Origin of the sequence: Flavobacterium sp. AG291 (assembly GCF_003350375.1) — a bacterium.
In the GTDB taxonomy this organism is placed as follows: domain Bacteria; phylum Bacteroidota; class Bacteroidia; order Flavobacteriales; family Flavobacteriaceae; genus Flavobacterium; species Flavobacterium suzhouense.
Genome location: NZ_QQAR01000013.1, coordinates 57,428 through 81,880, shown reverse-complemented (window position 1 = coordinate 81,880; position 24,453 = coordinate 57,428). Strand labels below are relative to the sequence as shown.

The 24,453-nt window shown below is 37.9% G+C and carries 26 protein-coding genes; 10 read left to right on the top strand and 16 right to left on the bottom strand.

All coding sequences use genetic code 11. The features are described 5' to 3' along the window. Positions 1–6: 6 nt before the first annotated feature. From can to DEU42_RS13685, 4 genes are all read right to left on the bottom strand, one after another. The gene (gene can / locus DEU42_RS13700; RefSeq protein ID WP_114758873.1) at positions 7–654 is read right to left on the bottom strand and encodes a carbonate dehydratase; all 648 of its coding nucleotides are present in this window, start codon (positions 652–654) and stop codon (positions 7–9) included. Positions 655–689: 35 nt separating this feature from the next. Beyond that, positions 690–2,309: a SulP family inorganic anion transporter gene (locus DEU42_RS13695; RefSeq protein WP_114758872.1), complete on the bottom strand. Its 1,620-nt coding sequence runs from the start codon at positions 2,307–2,309 to the stop codon at positions 690–692. An 82-nt stretch (positions 2,310–2,391) separates the two neighbouring features. Continuing rightward, entirely contained in the window at positions 2,392–2,679 is a 288-nt protein-coding gene (locus DEU42_RS13690) for a hypothetical protein (RefSeq protein ID WP_114758871.1), read from the bottom strand. Between the two features lie 56 nt (positions 2,680–2,735). Further along, positions 2,736–3,236, bottom strand: a complete 501-nt coding sequence (locus DEU42_RS13685) for a Dps family protein (protein WP_114758870.1) — start codon at positions 3,234–3,236, stop codon at positions 2,736–2,738. Between the two features lie 119 nt (positions 3,237–3,355). On the opposite strand from DEU42_RS13685, the gene DEU42_RS13680 reads away from it, so the two are divergent. Beyond that, a complete protein-coding gene (locus tag DEU42_RS13680) occupies positions 3,356–4,309 on the top strand; it encodes a LysR substrate-binding domain-containing protein (RefSeq protein WP_114758869.1) in 954 nt (317 codons plus the stop codon). A gap of 47 nt (positions 4,310–4,356) precedes the next feature. On the opposite strand, the gene DEU42_RS13675 is transcribed toward DEU42_RS13680, so the two are convergent. From DEU42_RS13675 to DEU42_RS13660, 4 genes are all read right to left on the bottom strand, one after another. Further along, positions 4,357–4,554 carry a hypothetical protein gene (locus DEU42_RS13675; RefSeq protein WP_114758868.1) on the bottom strand — a complete coding sequence of 66 codons (198 nt, stop codon included), beginning with the start codon at positions 4,552–4,554 and terminating at the stop codon, positions 4,357–4,359. Between the two features lie 139 nt (positions 4,555–4,693). Beyond that, complete coding sequence (gene mnmD, locus DEU42_RS13670) at positions 4,694–5,356, bottom strand: tRNA (5-methylaminomethyl-2-thiouridine)(34)-methyltransferase MnmD (protein ID WP_114758867.1); 663 nt, start codon at positions 5,354–5,356, stop codon at positions 4,694–4,696. Next, positions 5,357–5,812, bottom strand: a complete 456-nt coding sequence (locus DEU42_RS13665) for a hypothetical protein (RefSeq protein WP_114758866.1) — start codon at positions 5,810–5,812, stop codon at positions 5,357–5,359. It lies immediately after the preceding gene. Then, on the bottom strand, positions 5,812–6,447 hold the full coding sequence (locus DEU42_RS13660) for a DUF4920 domain-containing protein (RefSeq protein WP_233506691.1): 636 nt from the start codon (positions 6,445–6,447) through the stop codon (positions 5,812–5,814). Before DEU42_RS13660 ends, DEU42_RS13665 begins: the two co-directional genes overlap by 1 nt. A 216-nt stretch (positions 6,448–6,663) precedes the next feature. Here DEU42_RS13660 and DEU42_RS13655 point away from each other — a divergent pair, with 216 nt between their 5' ends. After that, positions 6,664–7,731 (top strand): branched-chain amino acid aminotransferase, encoded by a 1,068-nt coding sequence (locus DEU42_RS13655; protein ID WP_114758865.1) that lies wholly within the window; start codon positions 6,664–6,666, stop codon positions 7,729–7,731. Between the two features lie 204 nt (positions 7,732–7,935). Here DEU42_RS13655 and DEU42_RS13650 read toward each other — a convergent pair whose 3' ends face one another. Beyond that, positions 7,936–8,319 carry a nucleoside triphosphate pyrophosphohydrolase family protein gene (locus DEU42_RS13650; protein WP_114758864.1) on the bottom strand — a complete coding sequence of 128 codons (384 nt, stop codon included), beginning with the start codon at positions 8,317–8,319 and terminating at the stop codon, positions 7,936–7,938. Positions 8,320–8,684: 365 nt separating this feature from the next. Here DEU42_RS13650 and DEU42_RS13640 point away from each other — a divergent pair, with 365 nt between their 5' ends. The 8 genes from DEU42_RS13640 (at position 8,685) to DEU42_RS17760 (ending at position 16,746) form a co-directional block, all read left to right on the top strand. Beyond that, entirely contained in the window at positions 8,685–9,206 is a 522-nt protein-coding gene (locus DEU42_RS13640) for a hypothetical protein (RefSeq protein WP_114758863.1), read from the top strand. A 3-nt stretch (positions 9,207–9,209) separates the two neighbouring features. Next, on the top strand, positions 9,210–11,015 hold the full coding sequence (locus DEU42_RS13635; RefSeq protein WP_114758862.1) for a sensor histidine kinase: 1,806 nt from the start codon (positions 9,210–9,212) through the stop codon (positions 11,013–11,015). Continuing rightward, positions 11,008–11,622: a response regulator gene (locus DEU42_RS13630; RefSeq protein ID WP_114758861.1), complete on the top strand. Its 615-nt coding sequence runs from the start codon at positions 11,008–11,010 to the stop codon at positions 11,620–11,622. Before DEU42_RS13635 ends, DEU42_RS13630 begins: the two co-directional genes overlap by 8 nt. Before the next feature lie 464 nt (positions 11,623–12,086). Beyond that, positions 12,087–12,596 carry a hypothetical protein gene (locus DEU42_RS13625; protein WP_114758860.1) on the top strand — a complete coding sequence of 170 codons (510 nt, stop codon included), beginning with the start codon at positions 12,087–12,089 and terminating at the stop codon, positions 12,594–12,596. A 203-nt stretch (positions 12,597–12,799) separates the two neighbouring features. Then, complete coding sequence (locus DEU42_RS13620; protein ID WP_114758859.1) at positions 12,800–13,390, top strand: penicillin-binding protein activator LpoB; 591 nt, start codon at positions 12,800–12,802, stop codon at positions 13,388–13,390. A gap of 16 nt (positions 13,391–13,406) precedes the next feature. Further along, positions 13,407–14,951, top strand: a complete 1,545-nt coding sequence (locus DEU42_RS13615) for a COG3014 family protein (RefSeq protein WP_114758858.1) — start codon at positions 13,407–13,409, stop codon at positions 14,949–14,951. A gap of 3 nt (positions 14,952–14,954) precedes the next feature. Beyond that, a complete protein-coding gene (locus DEU42_RS17375) occupies positions 14,955–15,332 on the top strand; it encodes a hypothetical protein (protein ID WP_147278125.1) in 378 nt (125 codons plus the stop codon). Between the two features lie 124 nt (positions 15,333–15,456). Then, positions 15,457–16,746, top strand: a complete 1,290-nt coding sequence (locus DEU42_RS17760; protein WP_114758857.1) for an effector binding domain-containing protein — start codon at positions 15,457–15,459, stop codon at positions 16,744–16,746. Positions 16,747–16,791: 45 nt separating this feature from the next. Here the strand turns inward: DEU42_RS17760 and DEU42_RS13605 are convergent, their stop codons facing one another. The 7 genes from DEU42_RS13605 to DEU42_RS13575 form a co-directional block, all read right to left on the bottom strand. Next, a complete protein-coding gene (locus DEU42_RS13605; RefSeq protein WP_114758856.1) occupies positions 16,792–17,517 on the bottom strand; it encodes a ThiF family adenylyltransferase in 726 nt (241 codons plus the stop codon). Then, positions 17,510–18,154, bottom strand: coding sequence for a TatD family hydrolase (locus tag DEU42_RS13600; RefSeq protein ID WP_114758855.1), 645 nt, complete (start codon positions 18,152–18,154; stop codon positions 17,510–17,512). Before DEU42_RS13600 ends, DEU42_RS13605 begins: the two co-directional genes overlap by 8 nt. Before the next feature lie 2 nt (positions 18,155–18,156). Next, positions 18,157–18,669, bottom strand: coding sequence for a hypothetical protein (locus DEU42_RS13595; RefSeq protein ID WP_114758854.1), 513 nt, complete (start codon positions 18,667–18,669; stop codon positions 18,157–18,159). Positions 18,670–18,796: 127 nt separating this feature from the next. Then, positions 18,797–19,984, bottom strand: coding sequence for a tRNA 2-thiouridine(34) synthase MnmA (mnmA, locus tag DEU42_RS13590; RefSeq protein ID WP_114758853.1), 1,188 nt, complete (start codon positions 19,982–19,984; stop codon positions 18,797–18,799). A gap of 44 nt (positions 19,985–20,028) precedes the next feature. Then, positions 20,029–20,736 (bottom strand): toxin-antitoxin system YwqK family antitoxin, encoded by a 708-nt coding sequence (locus tag DEU42_RS13585; protein ID WP_114758852.1) that lies wholly within the window; start codon positions 20,734–20,736, stop codon positions 20,029–20,031. A 102-nt stretch (positions 20,737–20,838) separates the two neighbouring features. After that, the gene (gene yidC / locus DEU42_RS13580) at positions 20,839–22,746 is read right to left on the bottom strand and encodes a membrane protein insertase YidC (protein WP_114758851.1); all 1,908 of its coding nucleotides are present in this window, start codon (positions 22,744–22,746) and stop codon (positions 20,839–20,841) included. 65 nt (positions 22,747–22,811) lie between these two features. Beyond that, on the bottom strand, positions 22,812–24,428 hold the full coding sequence (locus DEU42_RS13575) for a CTP synthase (protein ID WP_114758850.1): 1,617 nt from the start codon (positions 24,426–24,428) through the stop codon (positions 22,812–22,814). Positions 24,429–24,453 lie beyond the last annotated feature (25 nt).

The window sequence follows — 24,453 nt, the reverse complement described above, 5'->3', positions numbered from 1 at the left end:
AGGGAATTAGAATTTAAGCTGACTCACCTTATCTAACTCTGTATTATCACAGAAGTTAACATCAAGATCTTTTACAACACCGGTATCAAGTCCATAAACCCATCCGTGAAGACAAAGCTCCTGTCCGTTTCTCCAGGCATTCTGAACAATTGAAGTTTTAGCCAAATCTAAAACCTGTTCTTTTACATTGATTTCAACAAAAGTGTTGAACCTTGATGTTTCATCAATAATTGAGTCCAGATATTGACGGTGGTGTCTGTATACATCTTTAATATGCCTGATCCAGTTATCAATAAGCCCGATAGAATCGTTACCCATTGCTGCCTTTACACCGCCACATCCGTAATGACCACATACAATAACATGTTTAACCTTAAGTACGTTTACAGCATAATCAAGCACGCTAAGCATATTCATGTCTGTATGAACTACCATGTTAGCTATATTCCTGTGAACGAATACCTCTCCCGGTTGTGCTCCAATAACCTCATTAGCAGGAACACGGCTGTCTGAACACCCAATCCATAACAATGGTGGGGATTGTCCTTTAGCCAGCTTAGCAAAATATTCCGGGTCGTCTTTTAATTTGGTCTCAGACCATATTTTATTATTATCTAAAATCTTCTTGTAAAAATCTGAATGCGAATGTGACATGATTAATCTTATATTATTTGAGCCTTATCAGGCATTTATTTTATAGTTTCTAATTTTTTAACCTTGTGTTCTACAAACACGTTTTGTTTACCCCAATCGGTATTCTCTAATTCATAAGCCTCTTTAAAACCAACAAGCTTAACCTTTATATTTTTTTCTTTAGATTTAACATCTCTGAATTCTTGTATAAGATCCAGAACATCATGTGCTATATATACAGTGTCAGATGCATCAATCACCACTTTGGAACACTCAGGAATTTCATTAAGAGTCGTTTTTATCGCTGCCTTATTAAGGAATGAAACTTCCTGTGCCAGGTCGATATGAATTATATCACCTTCTGTATAATCATCTTTTCTAAAGTTATATGCCCTTTTAAGATTACCTCTAAGTACAAATATTATACTTATAATCATACCAAGTGCTACACCTTTGAGTAAATCTGTAAATACTACTGCTAAAAGCGTTGCAATAAAAGGTACAAATTGGTATTTACCCTTGTGCCAAAAATGCATTATTGTTGCAGGCTTCGCCAATCTGTACCCCACAACTAAAAGTACAGCAGCCAATGTAGCTAAAGGAATTTTGTTAAGTATTACCGGAATGGAAAGCACACAAATCAATAACAAGATACCATGAATTATGGTGGAAGTTTTTGATTTTGCTCCTGCATTGGCGTTTGCAGAAGAACGCACCACTACAGAGGTCATCGGCAAACCGCCTATTAATGCGCTCATCATATTTCCGATTCCCTGAGCCTTAAGTTCAACATTGGTATCTGTATAACGCTTTTGTACATCCATCCTGTCAGAAGCCTCAATACATAAAAGTGTTTCAATTGATGCAACAACAGTGATTGTAGCAGCTGTTATCCATACCTGAGGATTGCTGATACCGGTAAAATCAGGTGTAACAATTATATTCTTGAGATCTTCAAATGACTGCGGAACAGGAAGCTTTACCAAATGTGCTTCCGCAATAGCCAATTTGCTGCCTGTTCTCATAAATATCTCATTCAGAATAATACCCACTATTACGGCAACCAGCGCTCCGGGAACAAGCTTAAGCTTTTTGAGGAAAGGAAACTTATCCCATGATATTAAGATAATCAGTGAAACAATAGTAATTATTATTGCTCCTAAATGAAAGTAATCCAGTGCCCCTAAAATTGCAGAAAAGGTATTGTTCCCATCAGGCTCTAAAAAGGCTTCATCACCTTCAAAATCAGCATCAAATCCTACTGCATGAGGCAGCTGCTTCAGGATAATGATGACACCAATACCTGCAAGCATACCTTCTATAACATTTGATGGAAAATAATTTGAAATGCTCCCTGCCCGTATAAATCCTAAAATTAACTGGAAAACACCTGCAAGAAAAACACTTAGTAGAAACACTTCGAATGAGCCAAGTGTAGAAATCGCTGTCAATACAATGGCAGTTAGCCCGGCAGCCGGACCCGAAACACTAATATGGGATTTACTAATAACTCCCACAACAATACCTCCGATGATACCCGCAATAATACCTGATAATGGCGGCGCACCCGAAGCCAGAGCAATACCCAAACATAATGGTAATGCTACTAAAAACACCACAAGACCCGATGGAAAATCGGCCTTAAGGCTCCCAAAAAAATCTTTATTTTTTGTCATAACCGATAAATATATAATTCAATTACATGCTCATTGGCATACACAGCCGAGCAGACCCTACAAAAGGGATATAAAAATTGGATTATACTAAATCGGGAGGTGGTGAGTGAACTTCTCGTGATACATTATCAAGTTCCTCATCATTTTTGGTTTTTATAATAACAGCCTTTTTGAAAGCTGTAAAAAAAGTAAGCCGCAACTCCATACAGTAGGGTGCGGCTATAACTTCTTTTATTTCTTTTTGTATTTCTTCTTCATTCAAACTGTAAACCATAGAAATGTCAGCATCATCCTTTAGCATACTCACAATAGTAGGAATTGCCAAAAATGACAAAAAGAGAAAAAGTACTATGTTTACAACAAATTTCATTCTGAGCAAAGATATACTTTTTAACAGCAAAATCCACGCCAGATATAACATAACTTTTAAATTTGTTCCTCACTCCACGCTTTCATCATCCACATGGTTTTTTCCTGTTCTTTAATGAAGTCGCTCATCATAGAATTGGTACCTTCATCATTAATCTTTCCGGACTCCTCAAGAATAACTCTTTCAATTTTTAAAAGGTCAGCTATTGACTCCATAATAAGATTTACAGCCTCACTATCTAACGAAATATTTTTACCTACTGTCAGCTTATTATTCTTGATGTAATCTTCAAAAGTATGCAATGGTACTCCTCCCAGAGTAAGAACACGCTCGGCAATCATATCAATTTTAAGCTGTGCATCATTATAAAGCTCTTCAAACTTAACATGAAGGTCAAAAAATCTCTTTCCGCGGATGTTCCAGTGAATCCCTCTCAGGTTTTGATAGTATACCTGAAAATTAGAAAGCAGTATATTAAGTTCTGCAGCAATTACTTCAGTTTCCTTAACCGGTAGCCCCAGAATATTTGTCTCTTTGGTTTGTTTCTTAGTCGCCATAATTATATTGTTTCTGTTAGTTAGTGTAAGTTTTGTACGATAAAAGTAGAGTAAATTTAGCCATTTAAAAGATAGGAAATATCAATAGTTTTTATAATTTTATCATAAAAATCTATACTATGACAATTACCCAACTCTACTATGTGCTTGCCGTTGCCGAACATAAAAATTTTACGCTTGCAGCAGAAAAATGCTTTGTAACGCAGCCAACACTTAGTATGCAGATACAAAAACTAGAAGAAGAACTTGACATCCAAATATTTGACCGTAGCAAAAAACCGATTCAGCTAACTGATGTAGGTGAAAAAATAGTACAGCAGGCAAAGAATATTGTAAATGAGTCAGGGCGCATTAAAGATATTGTAGACCAGCAGAAAGGTTACATTGGTGGCGACTTTAAAATTGGTATTATACCTACAGTTATGCCAACACTTTTACCAATGTTTATGACTAATTTCATTAACAAATACCCAAAGGTTAACCTTATAATTGAAGAGCATAATACTAACGAGATAATAAAAAGGCTAAAAAACGGTCAGCTTGATGCGGCTATTGCAGCTACTCCCCTTGATGAAGAATCTCTTAAAGAGATAGTATTATACTACGAACCATTTGTAGCCTATGTACCGCAAAACAATCCGGCATACAATAAAAAAGAATTTGATGTGGAAGACCTTGAAGCTAACCTCAATAATTTATTATTGCTACAGGACGGACATTGTTTCCGTAACAATATCCTGAATATCTGTAAAGCGACAACATTAAACCATGATAATCACTTCCAGATTGAAAGCGGTAGTTTTGAAACTATGGTTAAACTTGCCGATGAAGGACTGGGAATGACACTGCTTCCTTATCTTCACACTCTAGATATGGATGAGAAGCACCAGGAAAAACTGCGTCAGTTCAAAGATCCAAGGCCTTCACGTGAAGTAAGCCTTATTTACTCTAAAAAAGAACTTAAACTGCATATCATAGAAGCACTGCGCACCACAATAGCAGGTGTTGTAAAAGGAGCCATTACGTTCCAGAATGTAGAAATAAGCAGTCCTCTGCAAAAAAAGCTAAACTAATACAGACAGACATAAAAAAAAGGAGCCTCTAAGGGCTCCTTTATATTTTATTGCTGTACATGAATCAGACAGGCTTTTAATTCAGGTTTTTCTGTTGTGAATGTATTAAGCCATTCAATCAATTGCTCTATTTCGTAAGGTAAAAGTACTTTTATAGCTTTTTCAACTTCCTTACAAAAAAGTATAGGATCAAAGCTTACGCTTTCCAGGATCTTTTGTGTATAGCTAAACATAGGTCTAGTCATAGTGCTGAAATTCTTTTAATTTTAGTTAGCTGTGGTAAGAACGATTATGTAAAAGTAATAAAATATTTTCATCGAAAACGAAATAGTTTTCAACAATTCAGCTTTTAACTTTTAGATACTTCAATTTATTAACACTTTTTTAACCTTTAAAGGCAATCAGCATTTCTCTTTTACCAGGTGGTCCCTGAACTTTTTTCACGCTAAATCCTGCTGACTGCATAGCCTTTTTAATAACTGTTCTGCATGCATAAGTTACTAGTATGCCTTTGTCTTTTAATGCGGTATACATTTTAGCAAAAATTTCTTCACTCCACAGTTCCGGCTGGGTAGGATACCCAAAAGCATCAAAATAGATCAGGTCAAAAACACTTTTGTCATTTATATCCTCAAAACGCTGCTGCCTTTTTGTTAATGTAAACTTTTCAGAAAGTTTAACAGGCACACCCCAATCTGCCGAATGCAAAGTATTAAATATTTCCTGACTGCCATTAGCGTTAAGCTGGCTTACATAATTAAGCTGAAGAGCTTCCTGCTGTAAAACAGGATAAGCCTCAACTCCTGTATAATCTGCCTCCTGTCCTGTCTTAAGTGTTTCGAGGTAAGTTATAAAGCAGTTTAACCCCGTTCCGAAGCCTATTTCTAAAATAGAAACAGGCTTGCCTTCTGTTAAAGCAAGCCCGTTTTTTATGAATACATGATACGCCTCCTGAATAGCACCATACCTTGAATGATAATTCTCATCCATATCCGGTACATATATGGTAACCGATCCGTCGTTCGTAATTACAATTTCTCTTTTCAATTATTTGATATAAAGTTTTTTGATGCGGGGTATTGGCCCTTCACATTTCTGCTCATGGCAGGCAACACATGATGACACCGCATCATTAAAATGTTTTTTAGCATTTAGCGAATCTTTATAGATAAGCTCCTGCGCCTTCAGGAATTTGCCGGCCTGCTCCTTAAAAAAAGCATCGTTGTCTTTTTCGTCGGTCATTACCGATGCATGTATCTTTAAAAAGTGCTTAGGGAAATTACCAATGGTATCACCATTTACAATACGTTCTTTAAGCCTTTGGTTGTCAACATACATCTGCTCCATCAAAGCTGCCATTTCAGACATCTCATACATTTTGAACTCCTTTTCTTTTTTGGCAGGAGCGCATTTCTCATCATCGGTCTTTACAGCTTCAGCTTTCTTTTGGCACGTCGCAAAAATAATCGATGCGGCAACAACAATCAATAATACTTTTTTCATTATTTACTAATTAGCACACCATCGGCCATAAATTTATATTCAATCTTTGGCTCAGTGATTTTAGCAATAGCCTCATCAGACTCTCCTCCATCTTTAGCATAATGCCTAAGCTGAGCTACCGAAGTTTCGCTCACGAATGCTTTACCACTCACTATAGCTTCCTGATCGGTAGCATTAAGAGGTACGAAAAATGCATAATCCTTAAACTTAACGAATGATTCTTTACCGCCCGGAAGCGCCATCGACATCCAACAGCCTTTTTTCTGGCATACGGCATTAATCTTCGATTTGAATTTTACATTAACCGTATCACCAGGTTTAAGTGACCTATATTTTTTAATCATCTCTTCTTTAGAAATGGCTTTATCCGCAAGTATTTTATCACCAAAAGAAGCATACTCAACTTTAACTGCCGTTTCAGATTTAACCGCTTTTATTTCCTCAGCCGCTTCTGCATTCGCACTTTGAGCCGCTTCTGAATTTTCTTCGGTAGTTGCTGGTGCAGCCTCAACCGGATCGGTAACCGTTGTGATGGTATCATTTGCTGCTGATTCGATAGCTGCTTCCGATTCTTTATTCTTTTGGCAGGCTGCCAATACAAGGACCGCTGCGGCCATGAAAAGTGATTTCTTCATTATTTAACGAAAATTTGGTTTTATGTTACAAAATTATACAGATTCTTTAACCTTGCAAGTGCATACTTATAATTTCGTTATTTTATTACACTTTCTTTCAACGATTTAATTATTCGTATCTCAAAATTATTCAAAACGAAACCTTCAACTTGTTTTTTTAGTAAATTTGCAATTAATGCGACCTAAACATTTAAACCAACACGAAAACGAATTTTAATGAGTAATAACGCTACTGACAGCATTATAATCAACAAAGCAGAGACATCAAAAATTGGTTCTGTAGATTTTGAAAATTTATCTTTTGGCAACACATTTACAGACCATATGCTAGTATGTGATTTTAGGAATGGCCAATGGGAAACTCCTGAAATTAAACCTTACGCACCTTTTCTTATAGATCCTTCTGCTAAAGTTTTTCATTACGGACAGGCAATCTTTGAAGGTATGAAAGCCTACAAGGATGAGCATGATGACGTATGGCTTTTCAGACCTGATCAAAACTTTGACCGTTTCAACAAATCTGCTGTAAGGCTTGCCATGCCGGAAGTACCTGAAGAGGTTTTTATTGGCGGACTTAAAAAAATACTGGAAATAGAGAAAGAATGGGTTAAAAAAGGTAAAGGTAACTCTCTTTATATCCGTCCGTTTATGATTGCGATAGGACCGGGAGTAATTGCTGCACCTTCTACTCAATACCGTTTCATGATTATACTTTCACCTGCTAAATCATACTACTCAGGTGAAGTAAAAGTTATCATCGCCGAACATTACAGCCGTGCCGCCAATGGTGGTATTGGTGCTGCTAAAGCTGCCGGTAACTATTCGGCACAGTTCTACCCCACTAAACTGGCGAACGAAGCAGGCTTCCAGCAAATTATCTGGACAGACGACGCTACACATACCAAACTTGAAGAAGCTGGTACTATGAACGTATTCTTCAGGATAAACGATACATTATATACAGCACCAACAAGCGAAAGGATCCTTGATGGGGTAACCCGTAAGAGCCTTATAGAGCTTGCGGCTCGTGAGAACATTAAGGTAGAAGTACGTTCGGTACTGGTAGCTGAACTTATCGAAGCTGCTGAAAATGGTACTTTAAAAGAAATATTTGGAGCGGGAACAGCCGCGGTAGTAAACCCTATCGTTGGCTTTAGCTATCAGGATAAATATTATGAGCTACCAAAACAGGAAAATTCAATAGCATTAGACCTTAAAGAAAAACTGAATAACATTCAATACAAACTTGCCAAAGATACCTTTGGGTGGACGGTGAAAGTTTAGTTTACGGTTTACAGTTATAAGTTTACAGTAGCCGATAGCAATGAATTGTTATCGGCTATTTTTTTAGTATTAACACACCCCTAACCCCTCTCAAGAGGGGAACACTCGAACCCGCTCACTCTTTTGTAGAGTATGAGTGAAGCTACTCCCCTCTTAAGAGGGGTTAGGGGTGTGTCCTGTTAACTGAACACTGACCACTGCCAACTACTTCAGTATTTCCTCAAAATTCGGTTTAAAATAGTTAGGCCCCTTCATTACCTTACCGTCTTCGCGGTATATAGGCTTTCCGTCAGTACCAAGCTTACTCATGTTACTGCGTTGTATCTCATCAAATACCTCTTCTATTTTGTGTTGAAGGCCATGCTCAATAATAGTTCCGCAAAGTATATATAGCATATCGCCAAGGGCATCGGCAATCTCAACGATATCATCATTCTGAACAGCCTCCAGATACTCCTCGTTCTCTTCTTTCATAAGGTTAAAACGAAGCATATTCACTGCCTCACCAAGTGTACCTCTTGGCGATTCGCTGCTACCAAGCCCAAAAGCATCATGGAATTGCTTTACCGCATCTAATTGTTTTTTCATTTTTTCTAAAATTTGTGATCTAAAAATAGCTAAAAATACTCCCCTGATGTTGTACCTTTGCGAAAAAGATTTCAACATGTTTACAACCGGCCAGTTGGTTTTTGCAGTACTGTTTTTTATCGCATTTGTTATCACCATGGTAGTTATGTACCGTAAAGACCTAATAACACATAAAAAATACTATAAGGGTACCTATAAGATACTTTTAGGCTTTCTTAGTTTTATTGCAATATTATTTATACTAAAGATTTTTCTTAAAAAATAATGTTAATTTTATAACTTCAAAAATCCCCACTAATGGGGATTTTTTTTTACTTTCCGTTTAGCATATTTGCATTTAATAACAATCAATAAATACACACACCATGGAGAATGAAAACTTAACAAAAGACAAAACGTACACATTAAACTCGTTTAGCAGTTATTTTAATGATAATGAACTTTATTTAAAAATCTTATTGCCGCAAAACGATGAATCCAATCCATATATTTTCAGGTCGTTTGATGTTTCACAAATAATAAACGGAAAGCAATGCAACGCAATTTTTGTGTACATGAGAAAAACAAATGACAATGGGGATGATCTTTCACCTAGTGATGATGACATATGTGAATGCAATTGCATCTGCGAATACGGTCAGCTGACACAACTAAACGCACTACCAAATTTTTCTGCTTTTGACCCATCATCAAAAGATGGACTTGTAATTGTTTATCACGACACAAATTCAAATACCGCTTATCAGGAAACATGCGCTGAAAAAGCATTTGAAATGGTACCTTCATTACGTACAGAAATAATGGCAAGTGGTAATCACCAAACTGAACTGAACTTAATGGGAATAGAACCCAGAAGAACTGGAATGAGTACTTTCCCTAGAAAATAAATTATGACAAAACCTTATCCAAAATTATTATTAACCCTGCTTATAAGCTTATTGTTTATAAGCAGGAGTTATTGTCAGTCTAATTCTAAAAAACTTATCGATATAAAACACAAATTGGAGTTATATCAATATAAAAAAGTTTGTCCCGAAATAGAAACAATAAAAGAAGCATCACTTTCAAAAGCGGATAAGGCTCTTTATTATTATTTAAAAGCTGAATGCTTCCTTTCTAACTCAAGAATCAATCAAGCTTATCAGTACTATTTAAAATCAAAAAACATATATATCTCGCTTGACAGTATTGATAAGGCAATGGACATTAATCTTGATATATATAATCTGATAACTGCTCAGGAAAACTATAGTTCAATATACAAAAAATATTTAGATGAATATATTGCACATGCACACAAAACTAATGATACAGTAAGATTAGCGAGAAGTATTAAAGCTTTGGGTGAAATTGCTTATGACAACGGAAAACCTAAAGAAAGCTTAGCCTATTTTAAGAAAGCATTAGATTTATTTCAAAAAGCAAATGAACGGGAAAAAGCTTCTGCTGTATATTTCAATATCGCCACTATATACAATGAGCAATTGCATAAGTACGATTCAGCTCTGTATTACCTAAACAAACAGCTTCCAGAAATTAAAACATATGGTGTTGTAGATGATTTGTGGTATAATTATGTTGATCAGGCTGCATCTTATTATTACTTAAAAAATCACAGAAAAGCCATAGAATACCTCAAATTGGCAGATAACCTGCCTTTAAATACTTCTGAAAGTAAAACAAGTCAATATGTAAATGAATTTCTTTATAAAAATTACGATGCACTAGGCGATTATACTAATGCTTACAAATATCTACATCTTAGTAAAAAATACTCAGATAGCATTAACATTGTAGAGCAAAATATCGCAATAAATGATATACATACTAAATATCAGACTAAAGAAAAAGAACTGGAAAACACTTTGCTTAAGAGTGAAGTAAAAACCAGTAAAATTTTAATCTATTCTATTATCATATTGCTTATTGCCATAATTGCAATTGCTGCCCTGATAATAAAGAATTCCCGAAGAAGAGAAAAAATATCAAAACAGGAAAAGCTTATCGAACAGCAGAAGTTTGAAAAAGCCATGAAAGAATACGAGCTTAACAGTATTGACATGATACTTGAAGGCCAGGACAAAGAACGTCAGCGCATCGCGAATGACCTTCATGACAATCTTGGTAGTATGCTCGCTACATTAAAACTAAACTTTGAAAACCTAAGGCTTCGGAAAAAGGAGCTTCGTGAAGAAGAAAACAAACTTTACGAACGTACCGATGAACTTATTGAAGAAGCCTACCAAAAAGTCCGCCGTATTGCTCATGCTAAAAATGCAGGGGTTTTTGCCAGCGAAGGTCTTATTCCGGCTATACAGAAACTAGCTGAAAAAATATCCATCCCAGGGAAAATCCAGCTTCAGGTAATTCCGTTTGGTTTTGCTGACAGACTGGAAAATTCATTGGAAATTGCTATCTTTAGAACAGTTCAGGAGCTTTCTACTAATATAATAAAGCACTCTCAGGCAACTGAGGCCACCATTCACCTTACCGATCATGGCGACAGCATAAACATCATGATAGAAGACAATGGTGTAGGCTTTGACAGCTCTAAAATAAACCTTGATGATGCCGACGGTATGGGACTGGCAAACATCACGAAAAAGATTAACCAATTAGGTGGTAGTGTAGAAATTGATTCTACTCCGGGCAAAGGAACAACAATAATAATAGATATACCTGTAGACAATGATTAACGTAGTAATAGCAGAAGACCATCAGTCACTTATAGACGGTATCAAGCTTTTTCTTGAATATGAAGAAGACATACAGGTTGTTGGCGAAGCTAACGATGGCGAAAAGCTTATTGAAATAGTAAGGCTAAGAAAACCCGATGTGGTGCTAACAGACATCCGTATGCCTAAAATGGATGGAATTAACGCAACCATTCAGATAAAAAAAGATTTTCCAAACATGAGGGTTATTGCCTTTAGCATGTTTGAACAGGATGAAGCGGTTACTAAAATGCAGGAAGCGGGCGCATCTGGTTATATTATGAAAAACTCATCGCTTAAAACGGTTGTCACTGCCATTAGGACAGTGATGGATGGCGAAGAGTATTTTGACGCCACACTCAAGAATACCAATATCAAAAAGACAGAACAGGACGTACCGTTAAGCAAACGCGAAATGGAAATTGTTAAGCTTATCGGCGAAGGCAAAACCTCACAAGATATTGCGGATATTCTTTTTATAGGCAAAACAACCGTAGACACTCACAGAAAGAACATTCTAAAGAAACTCAGCCTACAGGGAAAAAGCGAACTCCTTCGCTATTCGATGGAGAAAAAATATGATTTTTAGTAAGTAATTTTTTAAAAATACCCTCTTATGGGTATTTTTTCGTTTTAGGTTTATCCTCAAATTTGTAGTGTTACCATATACAACACATAAATTATAGGGGGCTATGGAAAAACCAAATAAAATAATCGCACTTTTTTACCGCATCTTTCGCCGCAAAAAAAGCGCTTTCGCAAAACAGCGTCGCCTGTTAAGAGGAGATTATAATATCTTTTAATTTTATTCTGAAGAATATCAATTAAATTTTTACAATCATCTGCTCTAGTCTTGTAAAAACATATCGAAACTCATAAAAAAATACCTATTTATTGGTATTTTTTTATTTTACACTATACCCTAAATTTGATTTTTGACACACTAATTCAGACACTAAGAGCTAAATAAGGTTCTTTAGCAGCATTAAGGTTCAAAAAAAGCGCACACCTAAAACCAATTTATATTTATTAACAACCAAAACAATTTAAACCATGAAAAGAAAAAACTTTTTCTTAAATCCTGACACCAGAATGGCAGTAGCTTTACTGGCTTTCTTCTGTCTCTTTCTATCATGCAACAGCAATGATGACAACAACAATCAGGTTACTGAAGAGCCTGAACTTGTAGGACAACCGGGAAATCCACGTTTTAACCTAAAGTTTACCAATGAAGAAAACGTAGACCTTGATTTGCACGTAATAACTCCGGACGGAACAGAGATTTCTTACCTGAATCCTTTTGGACAGGGCGGCGAACTGGATGTAGACTGCTTATGCGAAGACTGCCCACAGGGACCTAATGAAAATATTTTCTGGGAAGCAGGTACAGCTCCAACAGGAACTTATAAATACTGGATTGAGTACTACGATACTTGTGGCAATGGAGGCAGTACATCTTCAGATTACACATTAAGAGTTGTAAGGAATGGCGAAGTTCTGGAAACCAAAACTGGAACTTTATCATCAGGCATGACACAACAATGGACACATAATCAGCAATAAAACTCAGATTACAGATTATGACAAAACGGTTTAAAACGTAAGAATTTTTCATAATCCTAAGATAAAATCTTAACTTAGAAACACTCGTACGCGAGTGTTTTCTGTTTATAAGAGATTTGCAAAAAAATGGCACATTGTTTGTTTAAGACAATATTAACACACATTTTTTTATTAAATTACAAATCATTTAATCAATAAAACACATGAAAAAATTTACCTACAAATTCATCTTAGCTGCCGCATTAGGACTGACACTATCAAATTGCGGAAGCCAACAGGTAACACGCGTAGATGAACAAAGCGTAACCGACCTTAGCGGACGTTGGAACGAAACCGATTCAAGACTTACTGCCGAGGCCATTACTGCCGATCTTATGGCACATTCATGGTACAGCACTTATGCTTCGGAAAACGGAGGAAAAAAACCGGTTATCATCGTTGGCCTTATTACAAATAAATCACACGAACATATCGAATCGGAAACTTTCTCTAAAGACATCGAAAAAGCGATCATCAATTCAGGAAGAATGAAACTGGTTCAGGCCGGAGCTAAACGTGAGGAGATTCGTGCTGAAAGAGCTGATCAGCAAAACTTTGCTTCACAATCTACCATGAAAAAATTCGGCCTTGAGAACGGTGCTGATTTCATGCTACAGGGAACTATCAACTCTATTGTTGACTCTAACAAAAAAGAAAAAACAGTTTATTATCAGATTGACCTTGAACTTACCAACATTCAGACTAACGAAAAAGTTTGGATAGGTGACAAAAAGATCAAAAAGTACATCAAGTAATTCCTGAGTAATTTTTATGCTACTTAAGAATACTGTTTCTGCTATTTCTAAAACAGCTGCTGTGCTCCTATTGACCGGCCTGTATTCCTGTGGCACTTACAATACGAAGACTACGTTAGAATCTGACCTTTATAACGGACAATTTAAAAAAGCCGTTAATGAGATTGAAACCAATAAATTCCTGAATAAAGACAGGAACAGGTTGCTGTATCTTATGGAAAAAGGAAAGATGGAACATCTGCTCGGCAATTACAGGGCAAGCAACCTCCTCTTTGAGAAGGCTTACATCATGATTGATGATAAGATACGCTCGAATGCCGGACAAGTTGTTGCTGCCAAGCTCACAAACCCAATGGCAGAGCCTTATAAAGGTGAAGATTTTGAAAAGGTGACCATTCATTATTATATGGCACTCAATTATTTTCATCTTGGACTGCCTAACGAAGCTCTTGTTGAAGCCAAGAGGATCGACATTAAACTGCTTGAACTTAATGAGAAATACAAAGACAATAAGAACAAATATAGCCGTGATGCCTTTTCTCAGATTTTGCAGGGACTCATATATGAAAGTACGGGAGACATAAACAATGCGTTTATAGCCTACAGGAATGCTGCCGAAATATATGATACGGATGGCGGAAATTTCTTTGGTATTGCCATGCCTCAGCAATTGAAGTATGATTTGGCACGCACAGCAAAGCAAATGGGGTTCATTGATGACTATAACCGTTATCTTAAAAAATACAACCTTCAGCCAATTGAACTGCCAAAAACAGGTGCTAACGGCCCATTAGTACAGCCGGATGCTGCGATGCCTTCGGGAGAAGCTATTATCTTTTGGGAGAATGGCCTTGCTCCTGCCAAAGACCAGATAATACTAACCTACTCGGCTGCAAATTATTGGTTTTATGCCTCCTATATGGAAGATGGTAAGCTGGTAGATTTCTTTTTGCCAATCCCCACGGGCTTTAATGTAGGTACTGTAAATGCAGTTGCTATCCCAAAATACAGGAAAAGGGAGAGTTTTTACAGCAGGGCATCAATACTTGTAAACGACAGGGAATTACCGCTAGAAACCGGACAGGACTTTTATCCTATTGCCAAACAATGCCTGAAAGACAGGATGCTACGTGAAGTGGTAGACATAGTAGCCCGTTTTGCTGCCAAGAAAGCAGCAAGTGCAGGTTTGGCCGCTTTAGGTAAAAGTATGCTAGGCGATGATGGTGAAGATATTTTCAGGCTTGGTGGTGATATAGCAGGAGCTGCAACCGAAAAAGCAGACACCAGAAACTGGCAATCACTACCTGGTACTATTGGTTATGCACGTGTACCTTTACAAGAAGGCGAAAATAAATTTACGATAAAAAAATATGGCCCTAGCGGTGTGGTAGATACAGACGTAATTACCATACCGTATAAAAAAGGACTCCAGATTGTAAACTATTTTGACCTTGGAAGGACTCAGGTTAATCCTGATAAGCCTGCCGAGCAGCCTGTTACAACAGAATCAGCTGAAAAGACAGGCGCTACAATAAATACAGAAACACCCATAAAACCATAAAGTATGAAAAAGCTATTGCCTATACTTTTACTGTTTACCTGCATTTCGATTTTTGCTCAGGATAATACCGGATGGGACGAGTGGCAAAAAACCAGTTGCTACTCTAAAATATCCTACAGACTGAAAACTGAAGAGAAACGAGGTGAACAATACCACTGGAAATTACAGTTCAGAAGCGATTATCGCGAAGTAATCTCTTTTAATTACCATGTCACTGACAAATTACAGGAATATAATATCACTACACACAGGAAAACTATGAATTCCGGAAAAATAAGTGAAGAAATAGACATCTACACCCGAGAAAGTGACATCTTTCTTTTAGTAGACAAAGTAAGTCTCTCTCCTTATCCTAACGATTACTTAGAATGCGATCATTAATATAAAAGCCTCCGTTTCAGGAGGCTTTTTTTGTATTTCGTCGTGTTTTTCCGAACTTTAAAAGATAATTGGTTTGTTAAAATAAATTGTCATAATTTTACAACAAACTTAAAGTTTTCTGTACATGAAAATTGTTAAATATGTGTTTCTCCTACTGCTTCTGTCAGTAGTTGCGGTTACCGTTTTTATAGCAACCCAGGATGGAAAATATGACATCAAAAAAGAAGGCGTAATAAAAGTACCTAAAATGGTGCTTTACAACTATATAAACGAATACAAAAACTGGGAAAACCTGGGAATTCTAACCGGCAGTGATACCACTGCTGTATATACCTATTCTGAAAACTCATCAGGTAATGGTGCTACGATGTCATGGAAAAAAGACAGAAGCACCGGAAAAGTACAAACCGTTAAACTGGTAGAAAATGATTCTATCATTCAGAAGGCTGTAATTGATGGCCTGAATTCTGATATCGCCTGGAATTTTAAAGATACCCTTAAAAACACCAAAGTAACCATTCGTATGCGTGGAGACCTTAGTTTTATGGAAAAGGCAAATGCTTTCCTTCGTGGTGGCGGAAATGTAAATAAGGTTATGGAAACCTCTCTGGATAACGGCCTTAAAAACCTAAACTCATTCCTTGTAAATGAACTTGCTAAAAATGAAGTAGAAGTTAAAGGACTAGTTAATAAAACAGGAGCATTCTACATTGGACATGCAGTTACTTCTAAAATAGAAGATATTAATAAAAAATCGGCTGAAACGTTTCCTAAGCTCCTTAACTTCATGAAAAAGAACAAAATAGTGAAGAAAGGTTCTCCGTTCATCCTTTACAGGAATTACAACAAAACAGAGGGTACAGCATCATATGTAATTTGTATCCCTATCAAAGAAGAGATGTTCACATCACCGGGTAGCGAGTATGAAGGCGGAAAATATATTGAATTCAAAGCCCTGAAGACAACCCTTAAAGGGGATTACTCTCATTTACCCAAAGTTTGGGATGCAGCGCATAAATACATTACCGAAAAAACACTTGAAGAAAACACAACAGGTACATACATTGAGCTTTACAGCAAAGGCGTACTAAAATCAAAACGCCCTTCGGAATGGATAACGGATCTTTATGTTCCAATTGGGCCTCCTACTATCCTTCCTGTAACAGATTCGATTCAGGCACCTGCCGTAAAACCGGCAACCGTTGCTCCTCTAACAACAGGAGTACGCTCACCAAGAGCTGCAACGGGAACTTTTGCTAAACCGGCTACAGGTGCGAAACCGGCGGGAACAACAGGAAAGCCAGCCTCGACACCGGGAACAGGAACAACTACCAAACCGGCACCGAAACCTGCTGCTACAAAACCAGCTTCGTCAGCGCAGAAGCCGGCAACCCAAACAACGACTACACCATAAAAAATATCGCTATAAAAAAATGCCCTTCTTTTCGAAGGGCATTTTTTATTTATTACCGTGACCTATAAGGTACTTGACTACTGTTTCAGCGGAATGCAGTCCGAAGACTGCGGGAATCCAGCTGTTGGTTCCAAAGAATGATTTTTTGAAATTAGAGCCGTCCGTCATTTTAAGGCTTGTCTGGTCAGGATATTCAATAGAGTAAACTACTTTTACCCCTTTTGATATTCCTTCCTTCTTAAGGCGTTTACGTACTGTTTTAGCTAAAGGGCAGTATTCTGTCTTGCTGATATCCGCCACACGCACCTTACCGGCTTCATATTTGCCTCCTGCGCCCATATTACTGATAATCTTAACCTTTTGACGTCTCGCAGAGATTAACAGGTTTAATTTAGGCGTAATACTGTCGATACAGTCAAGAACATAATCATACTCGGGCGTAACCAGTTCATAAGCACGCTCCGGAGAAAGGAATTCCTGTACACGTATCAGGTTCAGTTCGGGATTGATATCCATAAGACGGTCACCAACAATTTTTACCTTTGGTTGCCCAACTGTAGAATGCAATGCCGGCAACTGTCGATTGATATTTGTGATATCTACCACGTCACCATCCACAATAGTCATATTACCCACTCCTGCCCTTGCAAGGAACTCAGCCGCAAAGGAACCAACGCCTCCAAGGCCAACCACCATTACGTGTGCATTCTTTAATCTTTCCAGTCCTTCTTTTTTAAAAAGGAGCTCTGCCCTTTCTCTCCAATCAGCCATTCTTAAAAACGGTTTTAAAATTAGTGCTTACTATATCTTTTAAATCTTCGATATCAATATTTCTTGCTGCCGCAGCTTTAGCATATACTTCAGTAATGCTCTCTTCTACCATATCTGTCTCCAGAAAGAACCTGTCAGCAGGGACTTCTGCAAACACAGCCGACAATTCAGGATTACGCAACAGGTACTTGCCAAACGACAAATAAAACCCATTATCCAGCAATTGCTTCGCAACCTGAATGTTCTTAGAGAACCCGTGAACAATCATCGGCACGCCAGGTTTAATACGGTTGTGTACTTCTATCAGTTCCTGAAACGCAGCAACAAGGTGCAAAATTACGGGTTTTTGGTGTTTTTTCGCTAACAGTAAGTGTTTTTCAAACACTTCTATCTGTAAATCGAGTGGTTTTTCGATGCGTTTATCCAATCCGCATTCGCCAATGGCAAGGCAACCGGGTAATGAAAGTCGGTTTTCAATGATACTCAAATGCTCCTCGATCTTCTCCTCATCAATATGCCATGGATGGATACCCGTAGAAAAAAACGGTACATCAATATCTTCGTAAGGATAACGGTTTACGATATCGAAGATGTTGGTATCGTTTGATGATTTGTGGGTATGGAGGTTGTAGAGCATTTTTATTTTTTTAAAACTTTACCTGTCATTTTATCAAGAATAAAATCAATCCATCCTTCCGGAGGATCATGTTCACCCTTTCCGTAAATCTTGTCTTTAGTGAATTTATCAATTATAACTCCGTCAATTGCCAAATCATCCGTTTCCCAAATAATATCGCCGCTTTTCATTATGGAGAATAGATGACAAGCATCAGCTACATAAAAGAGGTTTTCATGGTAATGTAATTTACCAAAATAAAACTCCATTTTTAATTTTAATAGCAACTCATTAGTAATGGTATCAAACAAATAAAAGAATTCTTCGAAACCAACAGCTAATATACCATCTACCAATAAAATTTCTTTAAAAGGCCCTGTGTGGAATTCATATCTTATTTCGAATACTTGTTGCTTTTCATCTTCATTGACAACAAGATATTCCACACCTCCATATTTCAATGAGTCTTTTCCGGAAATTAAAACAGATTGTCCATTATAATCTGTGGGGAGTGATGGCTGAAAGGTATACTGCATTTAGCAAAAATAACATTTTACTTAAAACAAAACACCCTACACTTTTCAGTATAGGGCGTTATATATTTAGATTGCTTCGTCGTACCTCCTCGCAATGACAAGAGGACACGTCAGCAATGACAAAGCATTATGAAATCACTCCTGAACCAATAAGCTCATCGCCTATATGCCACGCGGCAAATTGTCCTTCGGTAATGGCAGATTGCGGCTCTTCAAACGAAATGTACATTCCGTTATCAAACTTGTGCAACGTAGCTTTCTGTAATGGCTGGCGGTAGCGTATACGTACCATCACATCCATTGTCTCGCCATCTTTAAGGGCAAGGTCTTCGCGTACCCAGTGTATCTCATCTTCCTGAATGAACAATGCCTTACGGAAAAGTCCGGGGTGGTTGTGCCCCTGTCCGGTATAAATAGCATTTGCTTCGATATCCGTAGCAATAATGAAAAGTGCTTCTTTAGTACCACCTACGTTAAGGCCTTTACGTTGTCCTATAGTAAAGTAATGCGCACCCTGGTGCTTACCAACCACTTTACCCATTTCGGGTTTGTAATCAATGTTTTTAGCTTCGTAGGCAAGTTGCTCTTTAACCGATGTGAACTCAGGCGTAGCTTCATTATAAGTTGGCACATCTGCATTCACCTCATAAATAAGTCCTTCTTTAGGCTGAAGCTGTTGCTGAAGAAATTCCGGCAGTCTCACTTTACCTATAAAGCAAAGTCCCTGCGAATCTTTTTTCTCAGCAGTAACCAATTCCATTTTGGCAGCGATCTCACGCACCTGCGGCTTTGTAAGCTCACCTATTGGGAACAACGCTTTAGAAAGCTGTTCCTGTGAAAGCTGGCAAAGGAAGTACGACTGGTCTTTGTTTCCATCAACACCGGCAAGAAGCTGGTATGTTTCTTTACCATCTTTTTCAATCGTTCCTTTACGGCAATAGTGACCTGTAGCCACATAATCTGCACCAAGGCTAAGGGCAATCTTCATAAACACGTCAAACTTAATTTCGCGGTTACAAAGCACATCAGGATTTGGCGTCCTGCCCTTTTCATATTCGTTGAACATATAATCAACTATACGTTCTTTATATTGTTCGCTAAGGTCTACCGTCTGGAATGGTATTCCCAGCTTTTCGGCAACCAGTAATGCGTCGTTGCTGTCTTCCAGCCACGGGCATTCGTTAGATATCGTTACGCTGTCATCATGCCAGTTCTTCATGAAGAGGCCTATGACTTCGTAGCCCTGCTCCATAAGCAGGTAGGCTGCAACGCTCGAATCTACACCTCCTGAAAGCCCTACTACTACACGTTTCATTTTAATTCCTTTCTTAAAAAATTTCTGCAAAAGTACGACAAAAATTAGTTTTTGCGCTCTTTGCGTGCCAACTGTACTTTTTTGTTGGTCATATCTTCTTCCCTAGCCTTCTTACCTTTTTCAAAAAACTCCCACTTACCGGTCTTGATATTATTCGCAAACTGTCCTTTGCTTACAACCTCACCATGAGCATTCCTAAAGGTTGCGGGGCCATCCATTTTATCATTTTTATAGGTCGATTCTTCAAGTACAATACCTTTTTCGGTATATTGTTTATAAGCCCCCTGCTTTACTCCATTTGCATAGGCAGCTTCTTCAGCCACGGCACCGTTAGCAAAATATACTTTTCGCACTCCGTTTATCTTTCCGTTTAAATAAGGCTCAGTTGAAAGTAATTTCTCCGTTTTGGCATCATAGAACTTCCATTCGCCTTCGCGTAATTTATTCACTTCTTTACCCTCGCTCACCTTTTTACCCTTTTCATCAAAAAAAGTAGTTATACACGAACCATCCGCTGCAAACACTCTTGTTGCTGCAAGTGTTGAAGTCTTATTATCCTCAAAGAATTTGAAAGTTCCTGTTTCTTTACCATGATCAAAAGTACCTTCATAACGGGCACGTTTTGATTTTTCGTAAGTTCCTTTCCAAAGGCCGTGACGTTTACCGGCAGCATCCGTCTGGTTTAGACTCTGTGCAAATGAAACTGCACTAATAAGCAATAAGGCTACTAAAGCTGAAACCCTGTTTATCATATAATGATTGTTGTTTTTTTATTAATCGAAATTAAACTCTTTTTATTATATCTAAAAGTGAGCCAAAGAAAAAAAGCATCTGCCGCGGCAGATGCTTTTGTATTATTTTTTATTTCTCTGCTGAAGCTTTTGTTGCTCTTGCGCCTGCTCCATCATTTCCTGCATTTTTTTCTGGAAACGACCTTGTTTCTTAGGCTTGGTCTTGTTTTCCTGAATCTGAGCGTGAATCTTATCATCTTTCACAATGTAGTTCTTGATTACAAGCATGATACCGATTGTGATAAGGTTAGAGATAAAGTAGTACAAACTCAATCCTGATGCATAGTTATTAAAGAATATAAGCATCATTACCGGAGAGATGTAAATCATTATTTTCATCAGTTTGCTCATATCCGGCATACCTTCCTGAGGAGGTGCAGCCATAGACTGGTCGCCTGTTGTCATCTTCATGTAGAAGAAGATCGCTACCGATGCTAATATAGGGAACAAGCTCACGTGGTCACCATAGAATGGAATGTAAAATGGCAGGTGATAAACTGAATCGTATGATGAAAGGTCGGTTGCCCAAAGGAAACTTTGCTGTCTAAGATCAAAGAACGACGGGAAGAACTGGAATAGCGCATAGAATACCGGAATCTGCATCAGTGCCGGCAAACATCCTGCCATTGGGTTTACACCCGCACTATTGTACAGCTTCATAGTTTCCTGCTGTTTCTTCATCGGATCTTTTTTATACTTCTCGTTAAGTTCGGCTAATTCAGGACGAAGTACTTTCATCTTAGCCTGAGAAAGGTACGACTTATAAGTAACCGGAGACATAGCGATTCTTACCAGTATTGTAAAGACGATGATTGCCATACCATAAGGAAGGAAACCACTCAACAATGTAAATACAGGTATGAATATATAACGGTTGATCCACCCGAAGATACCCCAACCTAAAGGAATGATCTCGTCAAGGTTTTTATTATATTCGTCAAGGGTTTTATAATCCGCAGGACCATAATACATATTCATGTTATAGCTTAGCTCCCCACCTTTAAACTCAAGAGGCATTTTAGCCGTGAATTTTTTAGTGAACAGCGTATCAACTTTCTCATCCTTAACAAGGTTTTCAGAAGTCATCTGAGCCTTTTTGAAAGGAGTATCCGTTAAAAGAACAGAAGTGAAGAAGTGCTGTTTAAAAGCGATATAAGACACATCTTCAGCTGTCGCATCATCAAGTTTAGAACCTTCACTTAAAGAGTTATCCTTACCTCCTTCATATTCATAAACCACTTTAGTGTAACGGTTCTCATAGCTAACACTTTTCTCGTTACGGTACGTTTTCATCATCCACTCTAAATCCATCGGCTTAGAAGTGTCAACAATCTGAGCAAGTCCCTGAGAACGGATTGAGAAATCCATCATGTAATCGTTAGGCTTAAGCACATAACGATACTCTAAAAACTGATTAGCACCAGCCTTAAGACGCATTGTAAGCACATCGGCATCACCTTCTTTAGAAAGTGAAGGCTCAAAATACATATCTTTAGTATTCAGTATGCGGTTATCCTGAGTTTTAAATTGCAGGTTCAGGTTAGCATTATTGTTTTTAATAAGCTCTACCTGTTGTCCTGAACTTTTAGTCAGTCTTGTAAAATCGTTTACGATTGCTTCCTGAATATAACCACCTTTATTAGCTATTTTAAGCGTAAGCAGTTTACTTTTAAGCTCCGTAACTGTATTTTTAGCTGACGGAAGCGAAGCACTGTAAGCGAATGCACCTAATGAACCGTTAAGCTTAGCAATCTTAACAGAGTCAGTTGCTGTTGAATCATTAATAATGGAAGCTGTTTTAGCTTCTTCAGCTGCTTTTTTTGCCTGAGCTTTTTGTACCTGCTCTTTTTTAGCTTTTTCCTGAAATTCTTTTTCTTTTTCAGCAGTATTGTTATAGATCATCCATAACATCAGCGCTGCTATCAAACCAAAACCGACTATCGTTTTTAAGTCTAATCTTTTTTCTTCCATTATAAAATAATATTTCGCTTTTACCGGTTTACCGGATCTTTATATTGAATACCTTATGGTATTACTTAGTTGCTTTTTTTCTTAACCGCTGCCTTAACAAAGTTTACAAAAAGAGGGTGCGGATTTGCTACGGTACTCTTATACTCAGGGTGGTATTGCACCCCGATAAAGAATGGGTGGTTATCCAGCTCGATAATCTCAACAAGTCCGGTATCAGGGTTAACACCCGATGTTTTAAGACCTGCCTTTTGAAGATCGCTCTTATATGCACTGTTAAACTCATAACGGTGACGGTGACGCTCCTGAATTTCAGCAACTCCATCATATATTTTGCTTGCAAGTGTTCCTTCTTCAAGGGAACATTTCCATGCTCCAAGACGCATTGTACCTCCTTTATCGGTAATGGTCTTTTGCTCTTCCATGATATTGATAACCGGGTGTGGCGTGTTCTCATTCATTTCTGTTGAGTTAGCATCTTTCCATCCCAACACATTCCTTGAATACTCAATAACAGCCATTTGCATACCCAGACAAATTCCGAAGAAAGGAATATTGTTTTCCCTTGCATAACGCACGGTCTCTACTTTACCTTCAATACCTCGTCCTCCAAAGCCCGGAGCAACAAGAATACCATCAAGTCCGCTTAGTTTCTCTGAAGCATTATCCCTGTCAATGTATTCAGAGTGGATGCTGATTACGTTAACTTTAGTTTCATTTGCAGAACCCGCATGTACAAACGCCTCAATGATTGATTTGTATGAATCCTGAAGCTCTACGTATTTTCCAACAAGACCAATATTTACAGTATGTTTAGGGTTTTTAAGTCTGAAAAGGAACTGGTTCCAGTTCTTAAGATCCGGAGTATTTTTCTCAGGTAAGTCAAGTTTTTTAAGCGTTACCCTGTCAAGACCTTCCTCTAACATAAGGTTTGGAACCTCATAAATGGTAGAAGCATCGATTGACTGAATAACAGCCTCTCTCTTCACATTACAGAACAATGCCAGTTTCTGGCGAAGATCTGAAGAAAGTTCATGTTCTGTACGGCAAACAAGGATATCAGCTTTAATACCGCTTTCCATCAATGTCTTAACAGAGTGCTGTGTTGGTTTTGTTTTAAGTTCACCGGCAGCAGCAAGGTAAGGCACAAGCGTAAGGTGGATAACAATACCGTTGTTTTCACCAAGCTCCCATACCAACTGCCTTACTGATTCGATGTAAGGAAGCGACTCAATGTCACCCACAGTACCACCAATCTCGGTAATAACAATATCATAGTCACCTGTATTGCCCAGGTGCTGCATACGTTCTTTAATTTCGTTTGTGATGTGAGGTACAACCTGAACGGTTTTACCCAGGAACTCTCCTCTTCTCTCTTTTTCGATAACCGAAAGGTAAACCCTTCCTGTAGTAACGTTATTCGACTGAGAAGTAGGTACATTTAAGAATCTTTCATAGTGCCCAAGGTCAAGATCTGTTTCCGCGCCATCATCTGTAACATAACATTCTCCGTGCTCATACGGGTTAAGTGTACCCGGGTCTACATTAATGTAGGGATCAAATTTCTGGATTGTAGTCCTGTAACCTCTTGCCTGCAGTAGTTTTGCCAGTGATGCTGCTATAATTCCTTTTCCTAAAGAAGAAGACACACCGCCTGTAACAAAAATATACTTTGTCTGATTCATTTGTAAAATATGTGTTGTGTTGCTG

What these genes read in the sequence shown, in the direction of transcription:
- can (WP_114758873.1), bottom strand. Translation starts at nt 654, where the DNA reads ATGTCACATTCGCATTCAGATTTTTACAAGAAGATTTTAGATAATAAT.
- DEU42_RS13695 (WP_114758872.1), bottom strand. Translation starts at nt 2,309, where the DNA reads ATGACAAAAAATAAAGATTTTTTTGGGAGCCTTAAGGCCGATTTTCCA.
- DEU42_RS13690 (WP_114758871.1), bottom strand. Translation starts at nt 2,679, where the DNA reads ATGAAATTTGTTGTAAACATAGTACTTTTTCTCTTTTTGTCATTTTTG.
- DEU42_RS13685 (WP_114758870.1), bottom strand. Translation starts at nt 3,236, where the DNA reads ATGGCGACTAAGAAACAAACCAAAGAGACAAATATTCTGGGGCTACCG.
- DEU42_RS13680 (WP_114758869.1), top strand. Translation starts at nt 3,356, where the DNA reads ATGACAATTACCCAACTCTACTATGTGCTTGCCGTTGCCGAACATAAA.
- DEU42_RS13675 (WP_114758868.1), bottom strand. Translation starts at nt 4,554, where the DNA reads ATGACTAGACCTATGTTTAGCTATACACAAAAGATCCTGGAAAGCGTA.
- DEU42_RS13665 (WP_114758866.1), bottom strand. Translation starts at nt 5,812, where the DNA reads ATGAAAAAAGTATTATTGATTGTTGTTGCCGCATCGATTATTTTTGCG.
- DEU42_RS13660 (WP_233506691.1), bottom strand. Translation starts at nt 6,447, where the DNA reads ATGAAGAAATCACTTTTCATGGCCGCAGCGGTCCTTGTATTGGCAGCC.
- DEU42_RS13655 (WP_114758865.1), top strand. Translation starts at nt 6,664, where the DNA reads ATGAGTAATAACGCTACTGACAGCATTATAATCAACAAAGCAGAGACA.
- DEU42_RS13650 (WP_114758864.1), bottom strand. Translation starts at nt 8,319, where the DNA reads ATGAAAAAACAATTAGATGCGGTAAAGCAATTCCATGATGCTTTTGGG.
- DEU42_RS13640 (WP_114758863.1), top strand. Translation starts at nt 8,685, where the DNA reads ATGGAGAATGAAAACTTAACAAAAGACAAAACGTACACATTAAACTCG.
- DEU42_RS13635 (WP_114758862.1), top strand. Translation starts at nt 9,210, where the DNA reads ATGACAAAACCTTATCCAAAATTATTATTAACCCTGCTTATAAGCTTA.
- DEU42_RS13630 (WP_114758861.1), top strand. Translation starts at nt 11,008, where the DNA reads ATGATTAACGTAGTAATAGCAGAAGACCATCAGTCACTTATAGACGGT.
- DEU42_RS13625 (WP_114758860.1), top strand. Translation starts at nt 12,087, where the DNA reads ATGAAAAGAAAAAACTTTTTCTTAAATCCTGACACCAGAATGGCAGTA.
- DEU42_RS13620 (WP_114758859.1), top strand. Translation starts at nt 12,800, where the DNA reads ATGAAAAAATTTACCTACAAATTCATCTTAGCTGCCGCATTAGGACTG.
- DEU42_RS13615 (WP_114758858.1), top strand. Translation starts at nt 13,407, where the DNA reads ATGCTACTTAAGAATACTGTTTCTGCTATTTCTAAAACAGCTGCTGTG.
- DEU42_RS17375 (WP_147278125.1), top strand. Translation starts at nt 14,955, where the DNA reads ATGAAAAAGCTATTGCCTATACTTTTACTGTTTACCTGCATTTCGATT.
- DEU42_RS17760 (WP_114758857.1), top strand. Translation starts at nt 15,457, where the DNA reads ATGAAAATTGTTAAATATGTGTTTCTCCTACTGCTTCTGTCAGTAGTT.
- DEU42_RS13605 (WP_114758856.1), bottom strand. Translation starts at nt 17,517, where the DNA reads ATGGCTGATTGGAGAGAAAGGGCAGAGCTCCTTTTTAAAAAAGAAGGA.
- DEU42_RS13600 (WP_114758855.1), bottom strand. Translation starts at nt 18,154, where the DNA reads ATGCTCTACAACCTCCATACCCACAAATCATCAAACGATACCAACATC.
- DEU42_RS13595 (WP_114758854.1), bottom strand. Translation starts at nt 18,669, where the DNA reads ATGCAGTATACCTTTCAGCCATCACTCCCCACAGATTATAATGGACAA.
- mnmA (WP_114758853.1), bottom strand. Translation starts at nt 19,984, where the DNA reads ATGAAACGTGTAGTAGTAGGGCTTTCAGGAGGTGTAGATTCGAGCGTT.
- DEU42_RS13585 (WP_114758852.1), bottom strand. Translation starts at nt 20,736, where the DNA reads ATGATAAACAGGGTTTCAGCTTTAGTAGCCTTATTGCTTATTAGTGCA.
- yidC (WP_114758851.1), bottom strand. Translation starts at nt 22,746, where the DNA reads ATGGAAGAAAAAAGATTAGACTTAAAAACGATAGTCGGTTTTGGTTTG.
- DEU42_RS13575 (WP_114758850.1), bottom strand. Translation starts at nt 24,428, where the DNA reads ATGAATCAGACAAAGTATATTTTTGTTACAGGCGGTGTGTCTTCTTCT.